Raw genomic sequence first — 21,732 nt, 5'->3', positions numbered from 1 at the left:
ATATGCAAAAAAAGCATATTCCGAGAATTATTTTGAACAGAATTTATTCGTCTGCAGGTTTATCCACACCACGCATGGTACGCCAGGTGGGATAATAGTCGATAGCAGCAACTCTGGACTTATCTTCCACGCCTGCTTCTGCCATAACACGCTGTGCGGTCTGGCTCCAGGTGCGAACATTGATGTTATTGGAGCTGTATGTCACACCGGCAGTATCCAACGGGAAGGTGCCAAAATATTTGGGGTCACCGCCGTCGGTATGGTTATAGGCTGCATAGTTGTCATTTAAGTGAACATTTTTTCTTGCAAAGAGCCAGAAGTCACCGGAATCATTGGCTTTTTGGAACACATTATCGCAAATCTGAATGTAGCCGGAGCCTTCATCAAGATATAAGCCACCGCGACGGAAGTCATCGGGATCTATAAAATAGTTATCCATAATGTGGGTATTTAACTGATCGCATAAGGTGTAAACCTGGGCGCCATCGTCCAATACCTGCAAGCAATCCTGGATTTTGTTGTATGCCACCGTGTGATTACCGCATTGGGTGGAAGCATTGTAGCCCCATCCCCAGCCTACGGCAATTCCGGTGTAGCCCAGATTTCTGATGTCGTTATGATGAATGTTTACGCCGTTTGCATAATACACGGCAACTGCATTCAGTCCCAAAAATTCTTGGGTACAACGGCGGAAAATGTTGTCTCCGATTTCAATATTGGAGCAACGCTCCACCTTGCCGTCGTAGGTTTTATTGTGCAGATAGCTTCCTACCGATATGCCGCCGCCGGAAATATCGTGGAAATCACTGTGAATCACTTTGGAGTTGGACACGCCTTCGGTAAAATAGATACCGCTGGAGCCAAGACAAGCAAATTCACAACCGTTAAACACAACGGAATCTGCATAAGAAACCAAAACCTGCGCATGCATCAGCTTTTGAGTATAATAGGTTTGGGTGCCGATGCGAAGCTCGTCAGACTGGTTAAATGCCGCACCGTAGGTAGTGGCATCGTCCCAGGCACCGTGTTGGAAGGAAATATTTTGAAATTCCAAATTTTCCACCTTGGAAGAGGAGCTGACACCTTGAATGGTGAGCAATCCATCCGTTACGGCACAATAGGTTTTTGCAGTGGTCATATCTTCGTTGGCATAGGGATAGTAGTACATTTTTTGGTTAGCTTTATCGAAATAAAACTCACCGGGTTCATCTAAGAGTGCCATTGCATTTTCCAAATAGAATGCTCTGATATGGCCATTGGGGTCAATAGGCATAATGGTTTGCGTATGATTATTGAGCAAATATGCGTTAAAATAGGGATATTTGGTGTTGATATATGCATAGTTGGAATCATAGGTAACGCTGTCTACCGGAAAACGATGGTTTGCCCATGCAAGATTGAATACAATCTGCATCCGGGACTCCCCTTTTAATTCTCTGGAAATATCAGGACGTTCCTTCAAGCTTACCTTGATGCCGTCTGCTTTATGAGAACTGTTTTTGGGCGAGCTTGGAGTAATAGGATCTCCCCAATACCACTGATCGCTTCGTGCCATAGTTGCCTGGTAGCCGTTCACATACAAGGCTCTGGTTTCACGGGTGGTGGTAGAAGCTACCCAGTATTCTTCGCCGGAAACCTTGCTCCATTTACCGGTTAACGATTCGCCACCGGATAGAATCGGACGATTTTCGGGGTCGTCTCCCCGGATAATTACCTTATATCCGTTTCGACCGCTCATAGTGGGGTCAATCGTAAGAGTGGTATTGCTGCGGTAAACACCGGGAGCCACATGAATGACAATATCACCGGTCATGGAAGCATTTACGGATTTTACCTTGGTAAGGGCTTGTGCCACAGTGGCAAGAGGTTTTTCCGGCGATAATCCGTCATTGGTGGATTTTCCGCCGGGTGCCACGTAGAAATCCATATAGGAACCGCTGGCAGTGTAGGGCGTAATCTCATCCATATCGGAGAATGCCAGAATTTTAAGCGTGCTACCTGCTTCCACATCTGTTAAGCCAAAGGAAACAGTGGTAGAGGTGCTACTTGCTGTTTTTGGGATTTGCGCCAGCTTTCCGCCTTTGTAAATTGCGCAAATCAGCGTGATGTTGCGAGGAATATTGGAGCAATTCACGGTCACAGTGGAACGTCCTTCCGGAAGGGTTGCAACCACCTGGTTGGAAGCGTTTTTAATTCTGACCGTGGGGATTGCTGCTTCTTCCTCCAGTGCTGCCTCATAAAGAGCAACCAACTCTGCAGGGGTGTCATACTCCTTACCAACCATACTCCAAAATGCCATCGGCGGATACGCCAGGTCTTGGGTGTCGGCTTCCACATCAATATAAATGTAATCGCCGGAGGTTAACAGGGCTTCATAAATGCCTTGAGAGGTAGCAATATCTTTGATTCCGTAAAGAATCTGATACTGCTTAGAGTAGGTGTCTTCTAAGGTGAAAGAATCAAAATAGAATGTATCGCAATAGAAAGTAAATTTCAGTGTATGCGTTCCCTTGGATAAGGGGAAGGTTGCCACACATTCCTCGTTATAAGAATAGGTGGCGGAGCGGTCGCTTTGGAAGTGCATATTTTCATAAAAATAGTTAGTTCCGTCGATGGAAATATCAAAGGAAACATCCTTCCAGGCAGCGCCCTTCATATATAAATTGAAAACTGTATCTTCTTCTACGTTAATGGTGTAACTACCGTTGGATTCCGAACCCGCCTTGGCAACTGACGTGCCGGCATAGGTGGTTTTGGAAATGCTGCCGGAGGCATAATTTTCAGCCTGGTACACCGTTCTCATCGCTCTGTCGGAAACATCTGGGTTTACCGAGGGAGGAGTGGGAGTCGGTTCGGCAGTGGGAACAGGTGAAGGCAAGCTTGCCCCTTCTGTTACCTTTAAATTGACTAAATTGATTTGGGAACCCCATGTTGCATGGTTTTTCACGCCGTCGGAACCATCTGTCATAGACATACGAAGGGATGCAACGGTAGCGGTGTTACTTCCGGTATTCAAAATGGTGATGGTGTTGGTTCCTTCTCTTAAATAGAGAAATTCCATATCCATCTGTGCAGAACCGTCTGCCCAGCAGGTGGTCTGCCAACCGGTGGTATTATTTTTCATAAGTTCGGCATAGAAGCCGGTATCGGAGGTCACAACAAAGCTATGCGCCTTATTGTCACACACACCCAGGTACGGATACACAATGCCTGCACCATCGGCAGAAACCTCTGCCTGTAAGGTAACAGAAGCACCGGGGCTTAGGGCAATATACTGACCAATGTCATTGGTCTGTGTGGAGTAGGTTCCCTCTCCCCCTACCAAATAATTGTGAATACCCACATCGAGTCGATCTCCAAAGGAGGTATGTTCGGTGGCATAGGGGATATAGGAGGTAGTGATTTTGGAAAGATAACTCATTCCGTAATTCGTTAGCTTGGAAAAGGTTACGGTAGCGGATGGATTGGAGGTGGTAATCTTATTGTTACCCTGAATCAGATAAAGATATCCGATGTCATCCGCCGCTAAGGTTAGCGTGCTTCCCGTTTCATTTGTTAGGGTCACTGCTTGATCGGCGGTTACTCGATAGATTCCTGCATTCTCCGCAGTGTATTCCATCGTTCCGGCCGGTGCATAGGTAGGTTTTGGGGTTGCAGTCGGAGTAGGTGCAACAGTAGGAATCGGAGTGGGTGTGGTGCCGCTTTCAGTAAACGGAATCACAACCAACTCTGCCATTTTCATCTGTGCATCCCAATAAGAATTGCCAATCAGCTCGCCGCCACTGTGCACACGAATGGCATGAATCACAGATTGGGTATCGCTGATATTTTCAATGGTGATGGTGTTTTTTCCATCTCTCACATACATTAAAGCCGGGTCTGTTTTTTTGCTGTCTTCCCAAGCATAAGAAGTAACAGGGTACCCTGCGGGTTTATATATGGTAGTCTGATAACCGGTATCGGTGGTTATCTTTAACACATATTCGTTGGGATCGTTAAAGGCAAGATAGGGATACACAATCCCGTTCTTTCTCTTGGAGGGAGTGTAGGTGAAAGTGTAGGATTCACCGGGATCGAGATGGGGTTCATCCTTGGTAGCAAATGTAACTACCACATCTTCCTGCCCAACAGGAATAGGCTCGTTGGTCTGGGAAACTTGATCAAGATAATCCAAACCATTGCCGTCTAATGCAGTAAAGGTTAAGTTTGCTGATGCAACACTCTTGGTAATGTCGTTATTACCTTTGATCAGGTAGAAGTAATCAGAACTCCCTGCTTTTAAGGTAACAGTATGACCGGTTTCGTTGGTCAGAGTTACTGCTTTGTCGGAAGTTACCTGATACACACCTGCATACGGTGCATTGGTATACGAGATGGTTTCGCTTGCCGCTGCAGACATTGGTACAAAAACTACCAATAAACTGCTCATAATGGTGCAAACTAAAAGAAACGAAATAAGTTTTTTAAAGCTTGTTTGCACGTTTATGCCCCTCCTTAAGCTGAAAATTTTGTAAATAGTACGGGGGGATTATTTTTTGGGAATCACTTCGGGATAAGTCGTCCTTTCAAACTTATCCCGAAGTTTTTTTAAGGTTTATAACGATGATAACGCTATCACAGATTAATCCTCTGCGGGAACGTCTAACATACGCATGGTTCTCCAGGACGGATAGAAGTCTACCCTCTGAAGTTCCTCCTGATTGTCTACACCTGCTTCAGACATAATTCTCTGTGCAGATAAAGACCAGCTGGTAACGCTTACGTTATTGTTTTCCATGGTTACGCCGGAGCTGTCAAAACCGTAGGAACCGCCGGTGGAAGGCATTCTACCGTCAGTATGGTTATAAGAACCGTAACAGTTGTCAATCTGAACGTATCTTCTTGCAAACAACCAACGGTCAGTGGTGGGTTTTGCATCGGTGAACACGTTATCGCTGAAATACAGATCCTGAGTTGCCTGGTCAAGGTACAGACCGCCTCTTAAGTGGTCGCCCGGATCGATAAAGTAGTTATCGTTAATCTGGTTGTAGCCCTGCAAACCAACAGTGTAAATCTGAGAACCGTCATACATGGTCTGCATAACATCTTCAATTTTGTTATAGGATACTACGTTGTTTCCGCAATCATCGGGTAACGCTGCTCCCCAACCCCAACCAACAGTGATTGCGGTGTAAGGCATATCAGCGATATCGTTATGATGAACTTTGGAATCACCGGTATAGTACATCGCAATTGCGGTGGTACCTAAGAATTCCTGTGCACAACGACGGAAGATGTTGTTATCCACTTCAATGTGAGTAGAACGCTGTTTGGAAGCATCCATGTTTCTATCGTGTAAGAAGTTACCCACTACTACACCGGTACCGGAAATATCGTGGAAGGAGCTTCCGGTTACACGGCAGTTGGTGTCCCCTTCTTCAAAGAGCACTGCACTGGAGCCTAAGTTTGCAAATTCGCAGTTTTTAAATACTACGCTGTCAGCATATTTTAAGGTAACCTGTGCCGGGAACATATAGCTACCATACCAGATTTCGCCACCCACACGCATATCGTCTGCCTGATTGAATGCTGCACCGTTGGTGGTTGCATCATCAAAGGCACCGTAGCGGAAGGAGATGCCGTCAAACTCGATGTTGGAAACTTTGTTGGTTGCGTTTACACCGGTAACAGTCATCAGACCATCTGTTACTGCACAATAGGTTTCTGCAGTTCTCATATCTTCGTTTGCATAGGGATAGTAATACATCTTACGAGCATCTTTATCAAAGAAGAATTCACCGGGAGCATCCAGCAGATCCATAGAGTTTTCCAAATAGAAGGAACCGGTGGGCTGAATGGTAGAGGTGGTGGCATCATCATTTACGAAGATGTGATATTTGGGGAACGGAATGTAGATATAGGCGTGTTCATAACCATAGTAATCACCGTAAACAATTTTTTCCACGGGGAAACGATGGTTTGCCCAGTTTTTCTGGAATACTACCTGCAATCTGGTATCATCTCCCAGAGTTCTGGGGAAGGTGGTATCCCATCTTTCGATATCTACCACAAAACCGTCTGCAACGTGCACGTCATTCTGGGGATTTGCAGGTTTGATCAGGTCTTTTCCGGTATACCAAACGTCACTTCTTGCTAAAGTTGCCTGGTAACCGTTTACATATAATGCTCTGGTTTCACGAGTGGTGGTAGAAGCTACCCAATAATTTTTACCGGAAACCTTGGTCCATTTACCGGTTAAAGGTTCCCCACCGGATAAAATGGGACGGTTATCGGGATCTTCTGCCTTGATGATAACTTTGTAACCGTTCATACCGCCCATGTTCTGGTCGATTGCAATGGTGGTGTTGCTGCGGTATACACCGGGAGCAACATGTACCACGATATCGCCGGTCATGGAAGCATTATAGGATTTTACTTTGCTTAATGCCTGTGCAACAGTTGCTACTGGGGTTTCGGGAGTTAAACCATCGTTGGAGGATTTCCCGTTGGTTGCCACATAAATATCTTTGTAAACGCCGGTGGAGGAGTAGGGTTTTACTTCTGCCAGGTCGGAGAATACCATGATTTTCAGCTCACTCTGTGCGGTTAAACCGGTTAAGTTGCAGTTAACGGTGGTGGAAGTACTTGGTAAGGTATTTAAGTTACCAACCATCTTGCTGCCCTTGTATTCTGCCACAACCACGGTGGATTTTGCAGGCATATTGGAGGTATTGATAATCATTCTTGCATTGCCTGTGGGAACTTTATTCACCAGAACATTGGAAGAATTGTATAATTTTACGGTGGGGTTAGATGCTTCCGCAGCAACAACATCATTGTATACTGCAAGCATATCATCTAAAGAATCAAAGTTCTTGCCAACCATAGGCCAGAAGGACATTTCCGGACAGAATAAATCGGAAGTGTCAGCTTCCACATCGATATCAATCAAGGTACCACATTCTTTTAAAATGTTATATGCCTCAATAGAAGTGGTAGCATCTTTGAAGCCATAGAGCAGATGATAGGTTCTGCTGCTGGTGTTTTCCAGACGGAATGCATCAAAGTAGAACACATCAGTGAAATAGGTAAAGCTGATGGTATGTGTGCCTGCAGTTAAATTCAAGGAACAAATTTTTTCGTTCAGTGTAGGATAGGAAGAATCCTTCGGCACATTGAAATGCATGGTTTCGTAAGACACATAGTTATCGTCAACGGTGATATCAACGGAAGCATCTTTCCATGCAGCACCTCTGAAGTACAGGTTATATACCCCGGTATCGGGAACAGTAACGGTGTAGGTAGAGGTGGATTCGTTGGCAGCACTGATAACTGCTGCACCATCATAAGTGGTTTTGGAAACACCGCTTGCAGAGGTATAGCTTTCTGCTTCGGTGATAATCATATACTCAGAATCGGTAATATTCGGAGTAGGAGTAGGAGTGGGAGTGGGTTTTGCAGTGGGAACGGGAGTTGCGGTGGGAGCAGTGGTGGGAGCAACAGTAGGTTCGGGAGTTGCTACCGGAAGGTCTGCCACTTTCTTCACAAACTGCATATAGTCAGTGGAATCGTATCCTGCTTTGTCCAAACGACCAAAGTCGGTTTCGGAAAGCATAACGGAATAGGTTCCGATATTTTCAATTTTAATGGTATTAGCACCTTCCACAAAGTACAAGGGCTGGTCCTGATACATGGGACCGTTGGTCCAACCGGTCTGAGTCAGGTAATAATCTGCATAATAGTCGCCGCTGGTCACACGAATGGTGGTGTTGCCGCCAATCGCTTTAACCAAAAGCTGCATACCATACACGCCGGTATAGGGAGCGTTGAAGGTGTAGGTTGCATATTCTCCGTTTACCATGGTGAAATCAGCACCGTTTAAGTGGGATTCATCCATGTTCACATCACCGGTGATTGCATCCATTCCGAAACCGCCGATGTAACCGTTGAAAGCAGGTTCTGCTTTTACGTTACCAATCCATTTGGTAATTTCCTGGGGAGTAGGAGTGGGAGTGGGTGCCGGAGTGGGAGTGGGAGTCGGTTCGGGAGCGCCGGTCACTTTTACGAAGGGCAGAAAATCTAAGGATTTTTCTGCGCTGGTAGCATCCAGACGACCAAAGTCGATAGAAGAAACGGTTGCATTGTAATCACCGCGTAATTCTAATTTAAAGGTGTTTTTCCCTTCTTTGAAGTACATAGGCTGGTCCTGTTTACAGCCGGAGCTCCAACTTGTAGCAGTCACGTTGTAGGTTGCTTCGTAACCGTCTTCGGTGGTAACATGCCAGTTAACAGGAGTACCACTGAACCAGTCGGTACGAATCTGCATTGCATACACACCGGTATAAGGCATATCAACAGTGATATAAGCCCAGTCCCCTGCAATCATGGTGAATGCACCGTTTGCAGCAAAGGGAGCACCTGAAGATGCCTGATAATCGGTTCCTGCAACAGCATCAGCGCCGTTGCGGAAAGAAGCTTTGATATCTTCCACGGTGGAGGTGTAGCCATTTCTATAGGCATCACCCAAATCGCTGTACGCACCGGGCCAGGTTAAGGGAGCTTCGGTGGGTTCCGGAGTGGGAGACGGAATGGGAGTGGGAGTGGGAATCTGCACAGGAGAATCCACGCTTTTTACTAAGGGTAAAAAGTCTAAGGATTTGTCTGCACCTTGTGCATCCAATCGACCCATATCCAATGCATTCACAATTGCATTGTTATTTCCCATCAATTCAATTTTGATGATGTTTTTACCTTCTTTTAAATAAATGGGCTGGTCCTGATTACAACCGGAACTCCAGCTGGGGGAGTTTAAGTTGAACTGAGCCAGATAATCTTCATCGGTGGTAACGTGAACGGTGGTAGTGCCGTCGCCGCCAATCCATGCTGTGGACATCTGCAGCGCATACACACCGGTGTAGGGAGCGGTAATTTCATAGTAACCCCAGTCACCCACTACCATGGTGAAGGAACCATCTGCTCCGAAGGGAGCACCGGAAGATGCCTGATAGTCAACCCCGGCAACCGATTCGGTACCATTAGATTTGGTGAAGGTGGTTAAGCCGTAGTACTCACCCACATAGCCGTTTTTGTAAGCAGCATCTAAAGTGCTGAACTTACCGGTCCAGGTGGGGGTTGCCGCAAATGCGGGAACTGCCATCATACTTGCCAGCATAGAAACCAACAAGCAGAATGCTAATAGTTTTTTCAATGCGATTTTCAAGGGAAACTCCTCCTTCAAACGTAATCGTTTGTTTTTTTAGAATCGGACAGAGATTAGTAAGGTCCGATTGGATTGAGTCTTAGTCGATGATAGCATCATCGGGAATGTGGAACATGGGAATGGTTCGCCAAGCGGGATAATAATCCACATCTGCTACTCTTTCTTTATCTTCCACACCTGCTTCTGCCATAATTCTCTGTGCTGTGGTTTTCCAAGATGTCTGATTGATGTAGTTGGTGCCATAGCTCACACCGGAGGTATCCATGGGGAAGGTGGCAAATCTTCTCGGGTCACCGCCATCGGTGTGGTTATAAGCTACATAGTTGTCATTTAAATTTACATATTTTCTTGCAAAGAGCCAGAAGTCACCGGAATCTTTTGCTTTTTGTACCACGTTATCGGTCATAGAGATATATCCGGTACCTTCATCAAAGTAAACACCGCCGCGACGGTAGTTACCCGGGTCGATTAAATAGTTGTCATTTAAATGCATATTTTGCTGGTCGCCTAAGGTGTAAATCTGAGCACCGTCATCCAACACCTTGCAGACCTCTTCAATTTTATTGTAAGAAACTGTGTGATTACCGGTGTCGTCGGGTTCGTAGTATCCCCAACCCCAACCGATAGAAATACCGCTGTATGGCAGGTATTTGATATCATTGTGATGTACATTCACAGAATCCGCATAATATACAGCAACTGCAGGCAGATTCATAAATTCCTGTGCAATTCGGCGGAACACGTTGTTTCCGATTTCAATATTCCTGCATCGTCCGACACTGGAATAGTTACTGTTGTGCAGATAGTTGGCAACGGAAATACCGCCACCGGAAATATCGTGAAAATCACAGTTTACTACTTTGGAATTGGTAACCCCTTCCACCATATACATTGCGGAAGAGCCCATATTGGCAAATTCACAACCGTCAAACACCACAGAGTCTGCAAAGTTTACCATAATCTGTGTATGCATCAGATGCTGAGAATAACCGGTTGCGGTACCGCGGCGAAGCTCGTCTGCCTGGTTGAATGCTGCACCATAGGTGGTGGCGTCATCCCAGGCACCGTGTTTGAAGGAAATGTTTTTAAATTCCACATTTTCCACACGGTTTGTGGAAGAAGCGCCCTGAATGGTTAATAAACCGTCGGTTACTGCACAATAGGTTTCTGCAGTAGTCATATCCTCATTGGCATAAGGATAGTAATACATTTTGCGGTTGGCTTTGTCAAAATAGAACTCGCCGGGCTCATCTAAAAGCGCCATAGCATTTTCTAAATAGAAATCTCTGTTTTTGAGCGGCTGAACCGTAGAAGTATGTCCATCCATCAGGAATGCATTGTAATACGGATAAGTGGTATTAACATATGCGTAGCTGGAATCATACTTCACACTGTCAACGGGGAAACGCTGATTTGCCCAAGCTAAGTTGAATACAATATGCATTCTGGTTTCCCCACCTAAATCTTTGGAAATATTGGGATAGCTGGACAAGCTTACTTTAATACCGTCTGCAGTGTGATCTTCGTTTTTCGGACTGGATGGCGTAATGTAAGAACCGCTGTAACATTCTGCACTTCTTGCCAGTACCGCCTGATAACCGTTCACATACAGTGCTCTGGTTTCACGGGTAGAGGTAGAAGCTACCCAGTAGTTTTTGCCGGAAACCTTGGACCATTTACCGGTTAAGGGTTCCCCACCGGAAAGAACGGGTCTGTCATCCGGGTCGTCCCCTTGGATGATGACCTTGTAACCGTTTTGACCGCCCATCGCAGGGTCGATTGTAATGGTCACATTACTACGGTACACACCGGGTGCCACGTGAATGATAATATCACCGGTCATCTGGGAGTTTACGGATTTCACTTTGGTCAACGCTTGCGCCAAAGTTGCCAACGGCGCATCGGGTGAGGTTCCTGCATTAGTGGATTTTCCGTTGGTTGCAACGTAGAAATCCATATAAGTGCCGGAGGAAGTATAAGGTTTTAAATCCTCCATATCGGTAATTGCTAAAATTTTCAGTTCGCTTCCTGCTTGCACATCCGTTAAACTAAAGGAAACAGAAGTGGAATTGCTCAGTTGAACCTGAGGAATCTGCATCAGTTTCCCGCCCTTGTATATTGCGCAAACCAAAGAAGTATTCTTGGGAATATCTGCACAATCCACAGTAACGGTAGATTTTCCTGCAGGTAAATCGGAAACTGAAACATTGGAAGCATTTTTGATTTTGACGGTGGGATTTGCCACTTCGTCAGCCAGCACGGATTCATACAGCGCTTTTAATTCTGCAGGCGTGCTGTAATCTTTACCGACCATACCCCAGAATGCCATTTCGGGACAAGCTAAATCAGCGGTGTCAGCTGCCACGTCAACATAAATGTAATCCCCTGCGGAAAGCAGTGCTTCATATATACCCTGGGATGTGGCAATATCTTTGATTCCGTAAAGAATCTGATACTCTTTGGAATAGGTGTCTTCCAAGGTGAAGGAATCAAAATAGTAGGTATCACAGTAGAAGGTGAATCCAATGGTATGTGTTCCTTTGGATAAGGGGAAGGTTGCCACACATTCTTCATTGTAGGAGAAGGTGGAGTTTCTGTCACTCTGGAAATGAGCGGTTTCGTAGTAATATACGGTTCCGTCCAAAGCGATGTCAAAGGAAACATCCTTCCAGGCAGCCCCCTTCATATATAAATTGTAGATAGTATCTTCGGGGACAGTTACGGTGTAAGTAACAGAAGATTCGGAAGTTGCTGTTGCCACAGAAGCACCATTATAGGTGGTTTTGGACAAGCTTCCGGATTTATAATTTTCCCCTTCGTACACCGTTCTCATCGCTCTGTCGGAAACATCCGGGTTTACGGACGGAGGAGTGGGAGTGGGTGCCTGAGTGGGAGTGGGGGTAGCAGTAGGAGTGGGAGTAACCACAGGTTCTGCCGGCATAGAAGATACCGGTTTTACAAAACTCATATAAGACATGGAATCATATCCTGTGGCATTTAAGAAACCGTAATCCAAATCGGATAAGGTTACCTCATTTGCTCCGATATTTTTTAAGGTGAAGGTGTTCGCCCCTTTGGTGAAATACATGGGCTGGTCAACAAGCACACCGGTCTGATTGGTCCAACCGGTTTTGGTGAGCGGAAAATCAGCATAATAGTCACCCGAAACCATACGGACGGTGGTTTTACCACTGATGGCATTCACCCTCAGTTGAACACCATACACTCCGGTATAGGGAGCATTAAAGGAGTAGGTTCCCCATTCCCCGTTTGACATGGTGAAATTATCACCGCTGATATGACCGCTTTGTGCATAATAGTCACCACTGAAGCTGGTTGCAGCTACTTCCCCGCTGTAACCATTAAACGCAGGCTCCTTCTTGACGTTCCCAATCCAGGTAGTTACCTGAGCAGGTGTCGGGGTGGGCGTTGCGGTAGGTTTCACGGTAGGAGTAGGAGTAGGAGTTGCAGTCGGCTTCACCGTAGGAGTAGGTGTTGCCGTAGGTTTCACCGTCGGTGTAGGTGTTGCAGTAGGCTTCACCGTAGGAGTAGGAGTTGCGGTTGGTTTTACTGTGGGAGTGGGTGTGGGCTTCACAGTAGGAGTGGGAGTGTTTGCCGGTGCTTTGGTAGGAGTAGGCGTGGGACAGAATGTGGGAGTTGCTCCCTCTGCCGGCATATCTGCCACCTTTCTTACTAAGGGCAAAAGTTCCAAAGAATTACAGCCGGTTGCATCCAAACGTCCAAAATCGTAAGCACTCACGGTTACAGATGCATCGCCAACATTGGTTACCACAACGGTGTTTGCGCCTTTTTTAAAGTACATGGGCTGGTCCTGCAGGTTATCGTTAGAATTGGACCAACCGGGATATTCCATAAAGAATTCTGCGTAATAGTCACCGGATACGGCACGGATTGCAGCAGTTCCTTCCGGTAAAGAAGAAACTTGAATCTGCATTGCATACACGCCGGTATAGGGTGCGTTATAGGTATAGGTTGCATGGTCGCCGGGTTTCATGGTAAAGGTGCCGGAACCTACGGTACCGGAATAGTCACCGGTGAAATCGGTTGCTTTAAAATCACCATAGTAACCGTTGTAGCCGATTTCCCATCTGGCATTGCCCCACCAGATGATGCCTTCCTCTTCTTCGTAATCAGCTTCCGTATTGGGGCCTACGGAGGAAGATAAAATCAGCTCACGGTAGTTAAAATAAGCACCATTGTTCTGAATTACAATTTCGTTTACCCCTTCATTCAAATAGAAGGAACATAACTTGGTTAATTCAGTAAAGTTCAAAACACCGGATGTGGAAGGAAGAGAGGTATCGTATGAAGTGCCGTTTACCTTCACGGTGATGGAAGTTTTTGCGGAGGTTCCCGCATCCAGTGCCAGACTGTAGGTACCGGCTTCTTCCACGTTGAAACGGTAAGTCAGCCATTCACCTTTCAGCATTTCCACAAAAGTACCATAGTTCCCGCTGTATACTTCCACGGGGTAGTATTTTGTTAAGTACGTGGAATTATCAAAGCCATTGGGAGAATTGTCTTTATACTCCCCTACCGTTAAACTGAAATCTGTTGCCAGAATACTGATTTCGGTGTACGCATATACGGTTAATCCCGCAAGCATACTGCACAACATTGCAATTACAAGAATTGCAGACAATAATTTTTTCATAAATTTTAAGAAATCCTTTCATTAATTTTTGGGTTTCAATATTTCTTTGATGTCGCAATTCTACAGAGGAAACGTCCTCCAAAATTCTCAGTCATCTGAAATATGGGAGAATTTTTCCTCAATAGAGTTGCATCTCGGGGAGATTTGGGTTCTATCTTAACATTCGGGTCGGCAGGAGCATAGCACTCCTGCCGAGTCCCTTTTGTTTGTTTTGTTTGTATGCTCTCACGCTATTTTAAAGCAACAACGTGAGAAAAATCAAACTATATTTTGCAAACCGAACCCACAGGGGTTATCCGAAGACGTACCTTGTGTACGTCGAGTGATGAGGTTTGCGAAATAGAGGAAGATTTTTTTAGAATACGGGTTTTAAGCCGTCAAAGCTATCCCAAACGAATACTTTAATAGTATCGCCGTCTTCGGGAACGTAGTCATACAGAGTAGCTTCTACAGGTAAATAAGAACCGGTTGCTTCTTCATATTCCAGATAGCCTTCGCCCATCATGTATAACTGTTCGCCGGTATATACTGCAACTAATACAGTAGTGCCGGGTGCGTTCCAGTCACCAACCTGGAAGGTGTATACTAAGTTACCGGAACCATCGTCTGCAACAGTGATCATATCTTTTGCAAAGTTGTATGCAGTTTTGATATCATCGTAAGTTTGATATGCACCGGATTCTAACATAGCGCAGTTTAATAATGCGTTGTATGCATATTCAGGATAGATGAAGTCGGTTTCGGGAGTAACGGTGATGTCGGAAGTTAATACATCTTCGAATTCTGCTAAAGCATCTGCGATGTCTTCAGTGGTTTCTGCAGACTGCATTGCTGCTAAGAACATATCCTGACGAGTCAGAGTGGTGAATTCAAAGCTGTGAACGTGAGTCATCATGAAGCGATCTCCACCTGCATCATTGTTTTCGGTTAAGGTGAAGGTCATGGTGTATTCACCAGCCGGTAAGAATACTTTATCGGGAGTGATGGTTACACTTGCTACTTCGTTTTCGTTACCGAAGTAAGGCAGTTCGCCGTCTACCATTACGATTTCTGCATTCACGCCGTCATTCATAGTGATTTTAACGGTGGGAGTCAGCGGAACGGTAGCGGTCATAACCAGACCATAGTAATCATCTGCAGGAATGTTGATAGTATACTCATATTTGAAGGTGTTTGCTGCAGTATCATTATTGTCTGCAACGTGGATACCGTAGTAGTTATTTCTTACAGTATATTTTTCGATTGCACTTAAATCTGCAGGAGCACCAACATAGTTATGTGCCTGAACAAATGCAGAGGGAAGAACTGCAGAAGTATCTTCTACATAAGAGAAGGAAATTCTCTGTAAGTACATCCAACCGCCGCCTAAGTTCTGAACCCAAACGGAGTTTACACCTTCATCTAAATAAATGGTGCCGCCTTTGATGGTTCTGTAGTTATCGGGGCTTGCAGGATGATCAACTTTTGCAATAGAATCTTTGGTTTCTACTGCGATGGTAGCTTCAGCACCATAAACAGCTGCAGTGGTGTATACATCGTAGTAACCTGCAACTCTTGCTTCTACTTCAAATCTCTGCCAGCAACCGGATAATAACTGACAACCAATGGAAGAACCTATAACAGGAGTTTCAGCATTGGTCAGATAGTAATCGTAGTTTTTGCCGCCAGCGGTTAAGGTATCGTTGTAAGGATTGATTACTAAGTCAGCGGGAGGAGTTTTGGTTAAGTCATCCATAGTAATGGTTGCTTTTTCTTCTTCGCTTAACAGTTTGAATTCTAAGTTCCACAGAACGTGGTGAGTGCCACCTGCGGTAACAGAAACTTTGTTGATACCTTCTTTTAAGTATACATACTGGTATTCGCCGTTTGCGTCGGTTGCTCTCCAAGCGCCAAAGTCATCAGCATAAGTGGTAGCCAACTGTGCACGATATCCTTCGTCACCGTCGGTATCAACGGTAATAATGGGGCCTTCATTGGAAGTACCACCGATTTTTGCCTGTACTCTGTAGATACCGGGGAATGCACATCTTACATCATAGGTCATGGAAGAACCAGCATACTGAACAACTGCTTCGTATGCACCATACTGATAGAAACCACTGTCGTTGGTTCTGTCGGTGTATACTCTGGGAGTTAAGTCGATGGGTTCATCGGGAGCATCGTTTACGTTGTTGTTCTGATCTAAATAGTCTTCAGAATTGTTTAACTGATAGAAGGTTGCACCGATAAAGTCAGCATTACCGGTAGCTTTGATTACGTTATCGCCTTCTGCTAAATAGATGTAAGCAGGCATATAGTCTGCAAAATCAAAGGTTACATAGTCTAAAGCTTCGGTGGTTAAGGTAGCAGTGCCTTCGTCAGCTGCAGTTGCATCTACTAAGTACATACCAGCTGCAGGAGCGGTTACAGTGTAATTTACCCAAACACCGTCTAAATCAATACCGTTTTCGGTATAGGGAACGGGCATAATGTATTCATTGTAAGAAAGTGCGGTAATAGAACCGTCGTAGCCAGCGAAACCTGCGAATTCGTCAACCATACCGTCCCATCCTTCAGGATCAACACCTGCAGGATTTTCGGGAGTACCAACGCAATCGATATACTGCATAGAATCAGCAATGATACCAAAGTCGTTGTTTTCATAAGTACAACCGTAATTACCAACGTTGGTAATGGTGATTTCGTTATCGCCTGCCTGTAAGTAAATCAGGTCGTCCGCTTTAATAGCAGAAGCGTTGGACCAGGTGGTAACCCAGGTACCGCGGTTGGGGAAGGTATGCTGAGAAATGTATTCCACGCCGTTTACGTTATTGGTCATCTGCAGGGTAGCTTCACCTTCTGCAGTACCCATTTTAACCTGCGCACCGTATACACCTTCAGCATCTACGTTTACAGTGTAGGTTACGGAAGCACCGGGTGCTAAATAAACAGCCAGGGGCTGACCTTTGTTGGGGATAGAGGTAGAACCTTCGGTTCCCCAGTCGGTACCGTATAATTCAGTACCTTCGTCAGAAGACATGTTGGGCATGAATGCATCAACATAGAGTGCTTCTGCATCAAAGTTTACGTCGGGATGATTTTCAACCACGCCGTCCCAGCCTTCAGGGAAGTACGGCTTCGGAGTCGGTTCGGGAGTCGGTTCGGGAGTCGGTTCAGGAGTAGGAACTACTAAATCGTCTGCTAATTTTACTAAGGGTAAAAAGTCTAAGGATTTTTCTGCGCTGGTTGCATTTAATGCACCAAAGTCGATGGAAGAAATACCACCGTTGTTGCTACCAACCAGCTGGAATTTCAGCACGTTGGTACCAGCTTTTAAGTACATGGGCTGGTCCTGTTTGCAACCGGAAGACCAACCGGTGTTGGTGATTTTGTATTCTGCTGCATAGCCTTCGTCACTGGTTACATGCATTACAAAGGGGAAACCGGAAGTCCATTCGGTTCTCAGCTGCATTGCATATACACCGGTATAAGGCATATCAACAACGATGTACGCCCAGTCGCCTGAAATCATGTTGAACATGCCACCTGCACCCCAGGGGTCAGAAGAGGATGCCTGATAGTCAACGCCTGCTTCAGCAGCGTCGCCATTGCGGATTGCACCTTTGATGCTATCCACGGTAGATACGTAGCCGTTTTTGTACTCGGTACCCAAATCACCGTATGCGCCGGGCCAGGTGGGAGCCGCAAAAACGTTTGTGATGCTTACCATGCTGAGTAACATACAGATGGTTAAGCAAATACTAATGAGTTTTTTCATAAGCTTGATGTCCTTTCTTTTTTTGTTTATTTTTAATTTTTTTTTACAAAAATAGCGGGAAACATCGTAAAGGATGTACTACATTGTTGTGAGACTTCCCTTGCCTTCTGCTTGTTTGAAGGCAAGGGAGCCATTTTCATTTTTACGATAGTCCTAAAAGCTAGAAACTATAAATTAAAACTTGTCAGTAAAACGATATAAAACAGTGGTTGCTTCAGCTCTGCTTAAGGTGTTTGCCGGACGGAAAGTGCCATCTTCATAACCTTCGATCAGTTCCTGATCAATTGCACCATAGATTGCGTGACGATACTGTTCGTTGATAGCATCAGCATCGGTGCAGTATTCGTGATCAACCACGATGGTATAACTGCCAACTACTTTTTTGTATGCTTTCATGACGATATCGATGAAACGTTCTCTGGAAATAGGAGCATCGGGTTCGTTTACGGAAGTGAGCATACCCAGTTCCACTGCCTGTTCTTTCCAGTTGGTATCATCAGAAGTATCGTTCATAACTCTTAAGGTCAACATACATGCCTGATGTAAGGTTACGTTATCATCAGGACCAAAGGTATATGCATCGTAACCTTTGATATAACCTGCATCGGTCATATCCAGAATGTTGTAGTATGCCCAATGATTGTCAATATCCTGGAATCCTTCCGTGAAGCGTGCTACGAAGGTTTCCTGGTCAACGAGCTGACAATCATCAAAGTTGGGATCGTCGGGTAACAGTTTACCGTTATCAAAGATGAAGCCGCCGACCATCCAGTCGTTACCCTGAACTTCCATTTTGAAGACATGGTCGCCTTTGGTTAAATAAACAGTTCCAACTTCAAAGTTTTTCAGGTCCCAACCGCCACGTTTGATGATAAAGCCATCTGCAATTACTTGGTCATCCAAGGTCAGTTTTGCAGTACAATCTGCACCGCCGGTCCAACCATCGGAACCACGGATAGACAGTTTATAATTGCCTTCATCTTCTACGTGAACATTGAAAGATACCCATTCGCCGGGTTTGGTGTCACCTAAGTGACCGCCTGCATATACGGTGGGTTTTTCATGGCTGATTTCAAAGAAATCATCATATTCCTGACCTAATACCCAACGGTTTACGTCCGGAACAACGCCTACCTGATATAAAGAATCCGGATTGTATTCCCAAGCGAAGACTCTCCAATCGGGATATTCAGCTTCTTTTAACAGGTGAGTATACTGATCCTGTAAGCCTGCATCAGCCATAATTTCCTGTGCTCTTGCCGGCCATTTACCATCTAAAATGTGATAGGTAACATCAATTTTGTTTCTGTGAGAGTCAACAGTTTCTGCAGTAAAGCCGGTGTAATCGGTATCAACATAGTTATTGTTTGCATAAATATCTCTGATGATTGCGCCGGCACGTGCAAAGATGGGGTTTGCTGCACGCTGAACAACGTTTTCTTCAACGGTGATCGCTGCACTTGCTTCATCCAAGTAAATACCGCCACGGGTATCCCCGGATTTTACTAAGTGATTGTATTTAATGGTAGAGTCTTCCATTCTACCTAAGGTGTAGATGTGAGCACCGTCATAGTTCTGAGAAGTAACGTTTTCCACGTAGTTGGATAACACGTGGATATCTTTTACTTCCGGCGGGTTCCATGCACCCCAGCCCCAACCAACGGAGATACCGGTGTAGGGAACGTCACGAACGTCATTGTGTTCAATGGTAGCGTGTGCGGGATAGTAAACTGCCATTGCGGCAGAACCACAGTGTTCATAAGCCACACGATGGAATAAGTTGTTGGAAATATTGATGTATTCACATCTTTCCTGATCATCGGAAAGTTCAACCTTGTGGTTCCAGTTACCAGCAACCAAACCGGTTGCAGCACTGTCTCTAAATAAGTTACCAACAATATTTGCATTTAAAATACCATTGGTCATATTCAGACAGTTAGAACCTAAGTTTACAAATTCGCAGTTTTTAATGTCAATATACTGCGCACATTCGATAGTAACCTGTGCAGGTTTCATAACTTCTCTATGCCAAACTGCATCGTTGGTGCTTGCAACAATCAACTGGTCAGTCTGGTTTTCTTTCAAACCGGTTTCAGAAAGCTCGTTCCATGCACCGTACTGGAATCTTAAGTTATTAAATTCCACGTTCTGCACCTTGGTCATCAAGGAGCTACCGGACATATTGAGCAGTTTTTCGGTGGTGGAAACCCAAACGTCTGCAGTGGTCATATCTTCTTCCTGGTAGGGATAGTAGTAAATCTTCTTGTCATATTTATCAAAGAAGAATTCACCGGGTTCATCCAGCAATTCAATTGCATTTTCCAGGTAGAAAGTATCAGAGGGGTCAACATTCAAGTGACCGGCACCGCCTAAGCTGGTTGCACAGGTCCACACGGGTTGTGTCATTTTAAAGGTAACCGAAGTGTCAGAATAGAATGCGGATTCAACCGGAGTTCTGGAGGTGGTCCAAAGAACAGGCCAAACAATCATCATATCTTCCGGATGAGTCAGTTTTTTCGGGAAATTGCTCAAGGGAACAACAAAACCGTCGGAATCATATTTGCTTCCATCAATTTTATATAATTCACTGGGCTGATATCTGTAACGGCTCTTTGCCAGAACTGCAGGAAATTCATTCACATACATATTTCTGGTATCTTCCACATGGCTTGCATCAGCAACCCAGAAGGGAGTGCCTTCCTGAGGCTGCCATCCGGTAATCTGAGTACCACCGTTGAATACGGGGGGATTTAACAGATCGTCGCCTTTGTAGATTACTTTATAACCATTGAAACCGCTAATTTTTTCGTCCATGGTCATCATTTCTTTCACGGGATAGTTACCGCCTGCAAAATGAACCACGATATCGCCGGTCATATCTTTATTAAATTTTGCAACTTCTTCGTTTGCTCTCTGCCAGGTTGCAAAAGGAGCAGCTTTAGAACCGTCGTTTTCATCGCTTCCGTTAGGAGCTACATAAATGTCTTTGTAAACATTTGCCAGAATCTTTTCTTCTTCGGTAGTATCTTCTTCCGGTTTGATAAAGTCTGCCAGTGTGTAGCTTTCTTTATCAGTTTCAACGAAATCGATATAGTCGATGGCTGCACTCTTGGAAGGGCAAACCAGTTTCAGTTTGTATTCACCTTTATCCAACCAAACAGTTGCAGCTTCATAAGTGTCACGATAATTGGTTGCTGTAAAATCAGCCATACCTAATTCAATGTCATTTAAGTAAGCAGTTACAGTACTGTTTTTAGTTGCATTGAACTGTAAGGAATAGGCACCTGCATTTTCAACCTTAACGGTGTAGGTAACAAATTCCTTCGGTTTCAGGTTTACGGTTGTTCTTTCGAATTCTTCCCAGGAACCGTCGGGATATTCTTCCTCATACTCGTCGGTTTCGGTGTCCATGGGGTCATCTTTTCTGTATTCACCGCCAACATTCTCACCGTCTAAGCTGTAGAAATTATCTACGTCATAATCTTCTGCCTGAATTCTGGTGGGCAGATAGTGAAAACGGTATGCACCTTCGGTGGGAGCTAAGTCGATTTTGGAAGGTTCGCCCATATATTCGAATTTTAATTCGTAAATGTTAGCACCTGCGCCTTTATGTTCCAGGGTAATCACGTGTTTACCCACGGTCATATCAGCAGAAGCAACTTTTGCACTCCAGAAGTTAGACCAGTTTCCGCTACCGGGAACAGAGCCCTCTCCGGCTACCACACCGTCAACACTAACAACGAAGGTGGGAGAGTACATTGCAGCTGCACTTGCATAGATATCATAAGTACCTGCTTTGGTAACATTTACGGTATACTGATACCACATGGGAGGCATAGAACCCATATGGAGAACCGGGCTTGTGTAGAAGTTCAATGTAGCATCATCACGATACTTCTGTGCATAGGATTCCGGCTGACCATTCATTCTTGAGTGGCCCACACCGGGACCACCCAAGTCGAAGTCTGCCATATTGATTGTGCCCGGAAGATTATGCTGTTTAAAGGGAGTTGCCTCTTCTGCTTCTGCCATGATGGACATGCCGAACAGCATCATCAATGCCAAAAGCAGGCAAAAAGATTTTTTCATTAACTTCATAAA

4 protein-coding genes and 1 pseudogene are annotated in these 21,732 nt (G+C 45.0%); 1 reads left to right on the top strand and 4 read right to left on the bottom strand.

Annotated features, from left to right (window positions below; translation table 11 throughout):
* Window positions 1-43 precede the first annotated feature (43 nt).
* Both E7413_04745 and E7413_04740 read right to left on the bottom strand, forming a co-directional pair.
* The gene (locus tag E7413_04745; protein MBE7019164.1) at window positions 44-4,480 is read right to left on the bottom strand and encodes a right-handed parallel beta-helix repeat-containing protein; all 4,437 of its coding nucleotides are present in this window, start codon (window positions 4,478-4,480) and stop codon (window positions 44-46) included.
* A 141-nt stretch (window positions 4,481-4,621) separates the two neighbouring features.
* Window positions 4,622-9,199, bottom strand: a complete 4,578-nt coding sequence (locus E7413_04740) for a carbohydrate-binding protein (GenBank protein MBE7019163.1) — start codon at window positions 9,197-9,199, stop codon at window positions 4,622-4,624.
* A gap of 3,422 nt (window positions 9,200-12,621) precedes the next feature.
* Between E7413_04740 and E7413_04735 the strand changes: the two are divergent.
* A pseudogene (locus tag E7413_04735) lies at window positions 12,622-12,804 on the top strand (hypothetical protein).
* A 1,425-nt stretch (window positions 12,805-14,229) separates the two neighbouring features.
* Here the strand turns inward: E7413_04735 and E7413_04730 are convergent.
* Together E7413_04730 and E7413_04725 are read right to left on the bottom strand one after the other, a co-directional pair.
* Window positions 14,230-17,631 carry a hypothetical protein gene (locus tag E7413_04730; GenBank protein MBE7019162.1) on the bottom strand — a complete coding sequence of 1,134 codons (3,402 nt, stop codon included), beginning with the start codon at window positions 17,629-17,631 and terminating at the stop codon, window positions 14,230-14,232.
* 174 nt (window positions 17,632-17,805) lie between these two features.
* Complete coding sequence (locus tag E7413_04725; GenBank protein MBE7019161.1) at window positions 17,806-21,729, bottom strand: carbohydrate-binding protein; 3,924 nt, start codon at window positions 21,727-21,729, stop codon at window positions 17,806-17,808.
* Window positions 21,730-21,732 lie beyond the last annotated feature (3 nt).

It is taken from the genome of Oscillospiraceae bacterium (assembly GCA_015068645.1).
Taxonomy (GTDB): domain Bacteria; phylum Bacillota; class Clostridia; order UMGS1840; family UMGS1840; genus SIG452.
This window is presented reverse-complemented; position numbering and strand designations above follow the sequence as displayed.

Coding starts and splice junctions, on each gene's coding strand:
- E7413_04730 (MBE7019162.1), bottom strand. CDS start 17,631: ATGAAAAAACTCATTAGTATTTGCTTAACCATCTGTATGTTACTCAGC.
- E7413_04725 (MBE7019161.1), bottom strand. CDS start 21,729: ATGAAGTTAATGAAAAAATCTTTTTGCCTGCTTTTGGCATTGATGATG.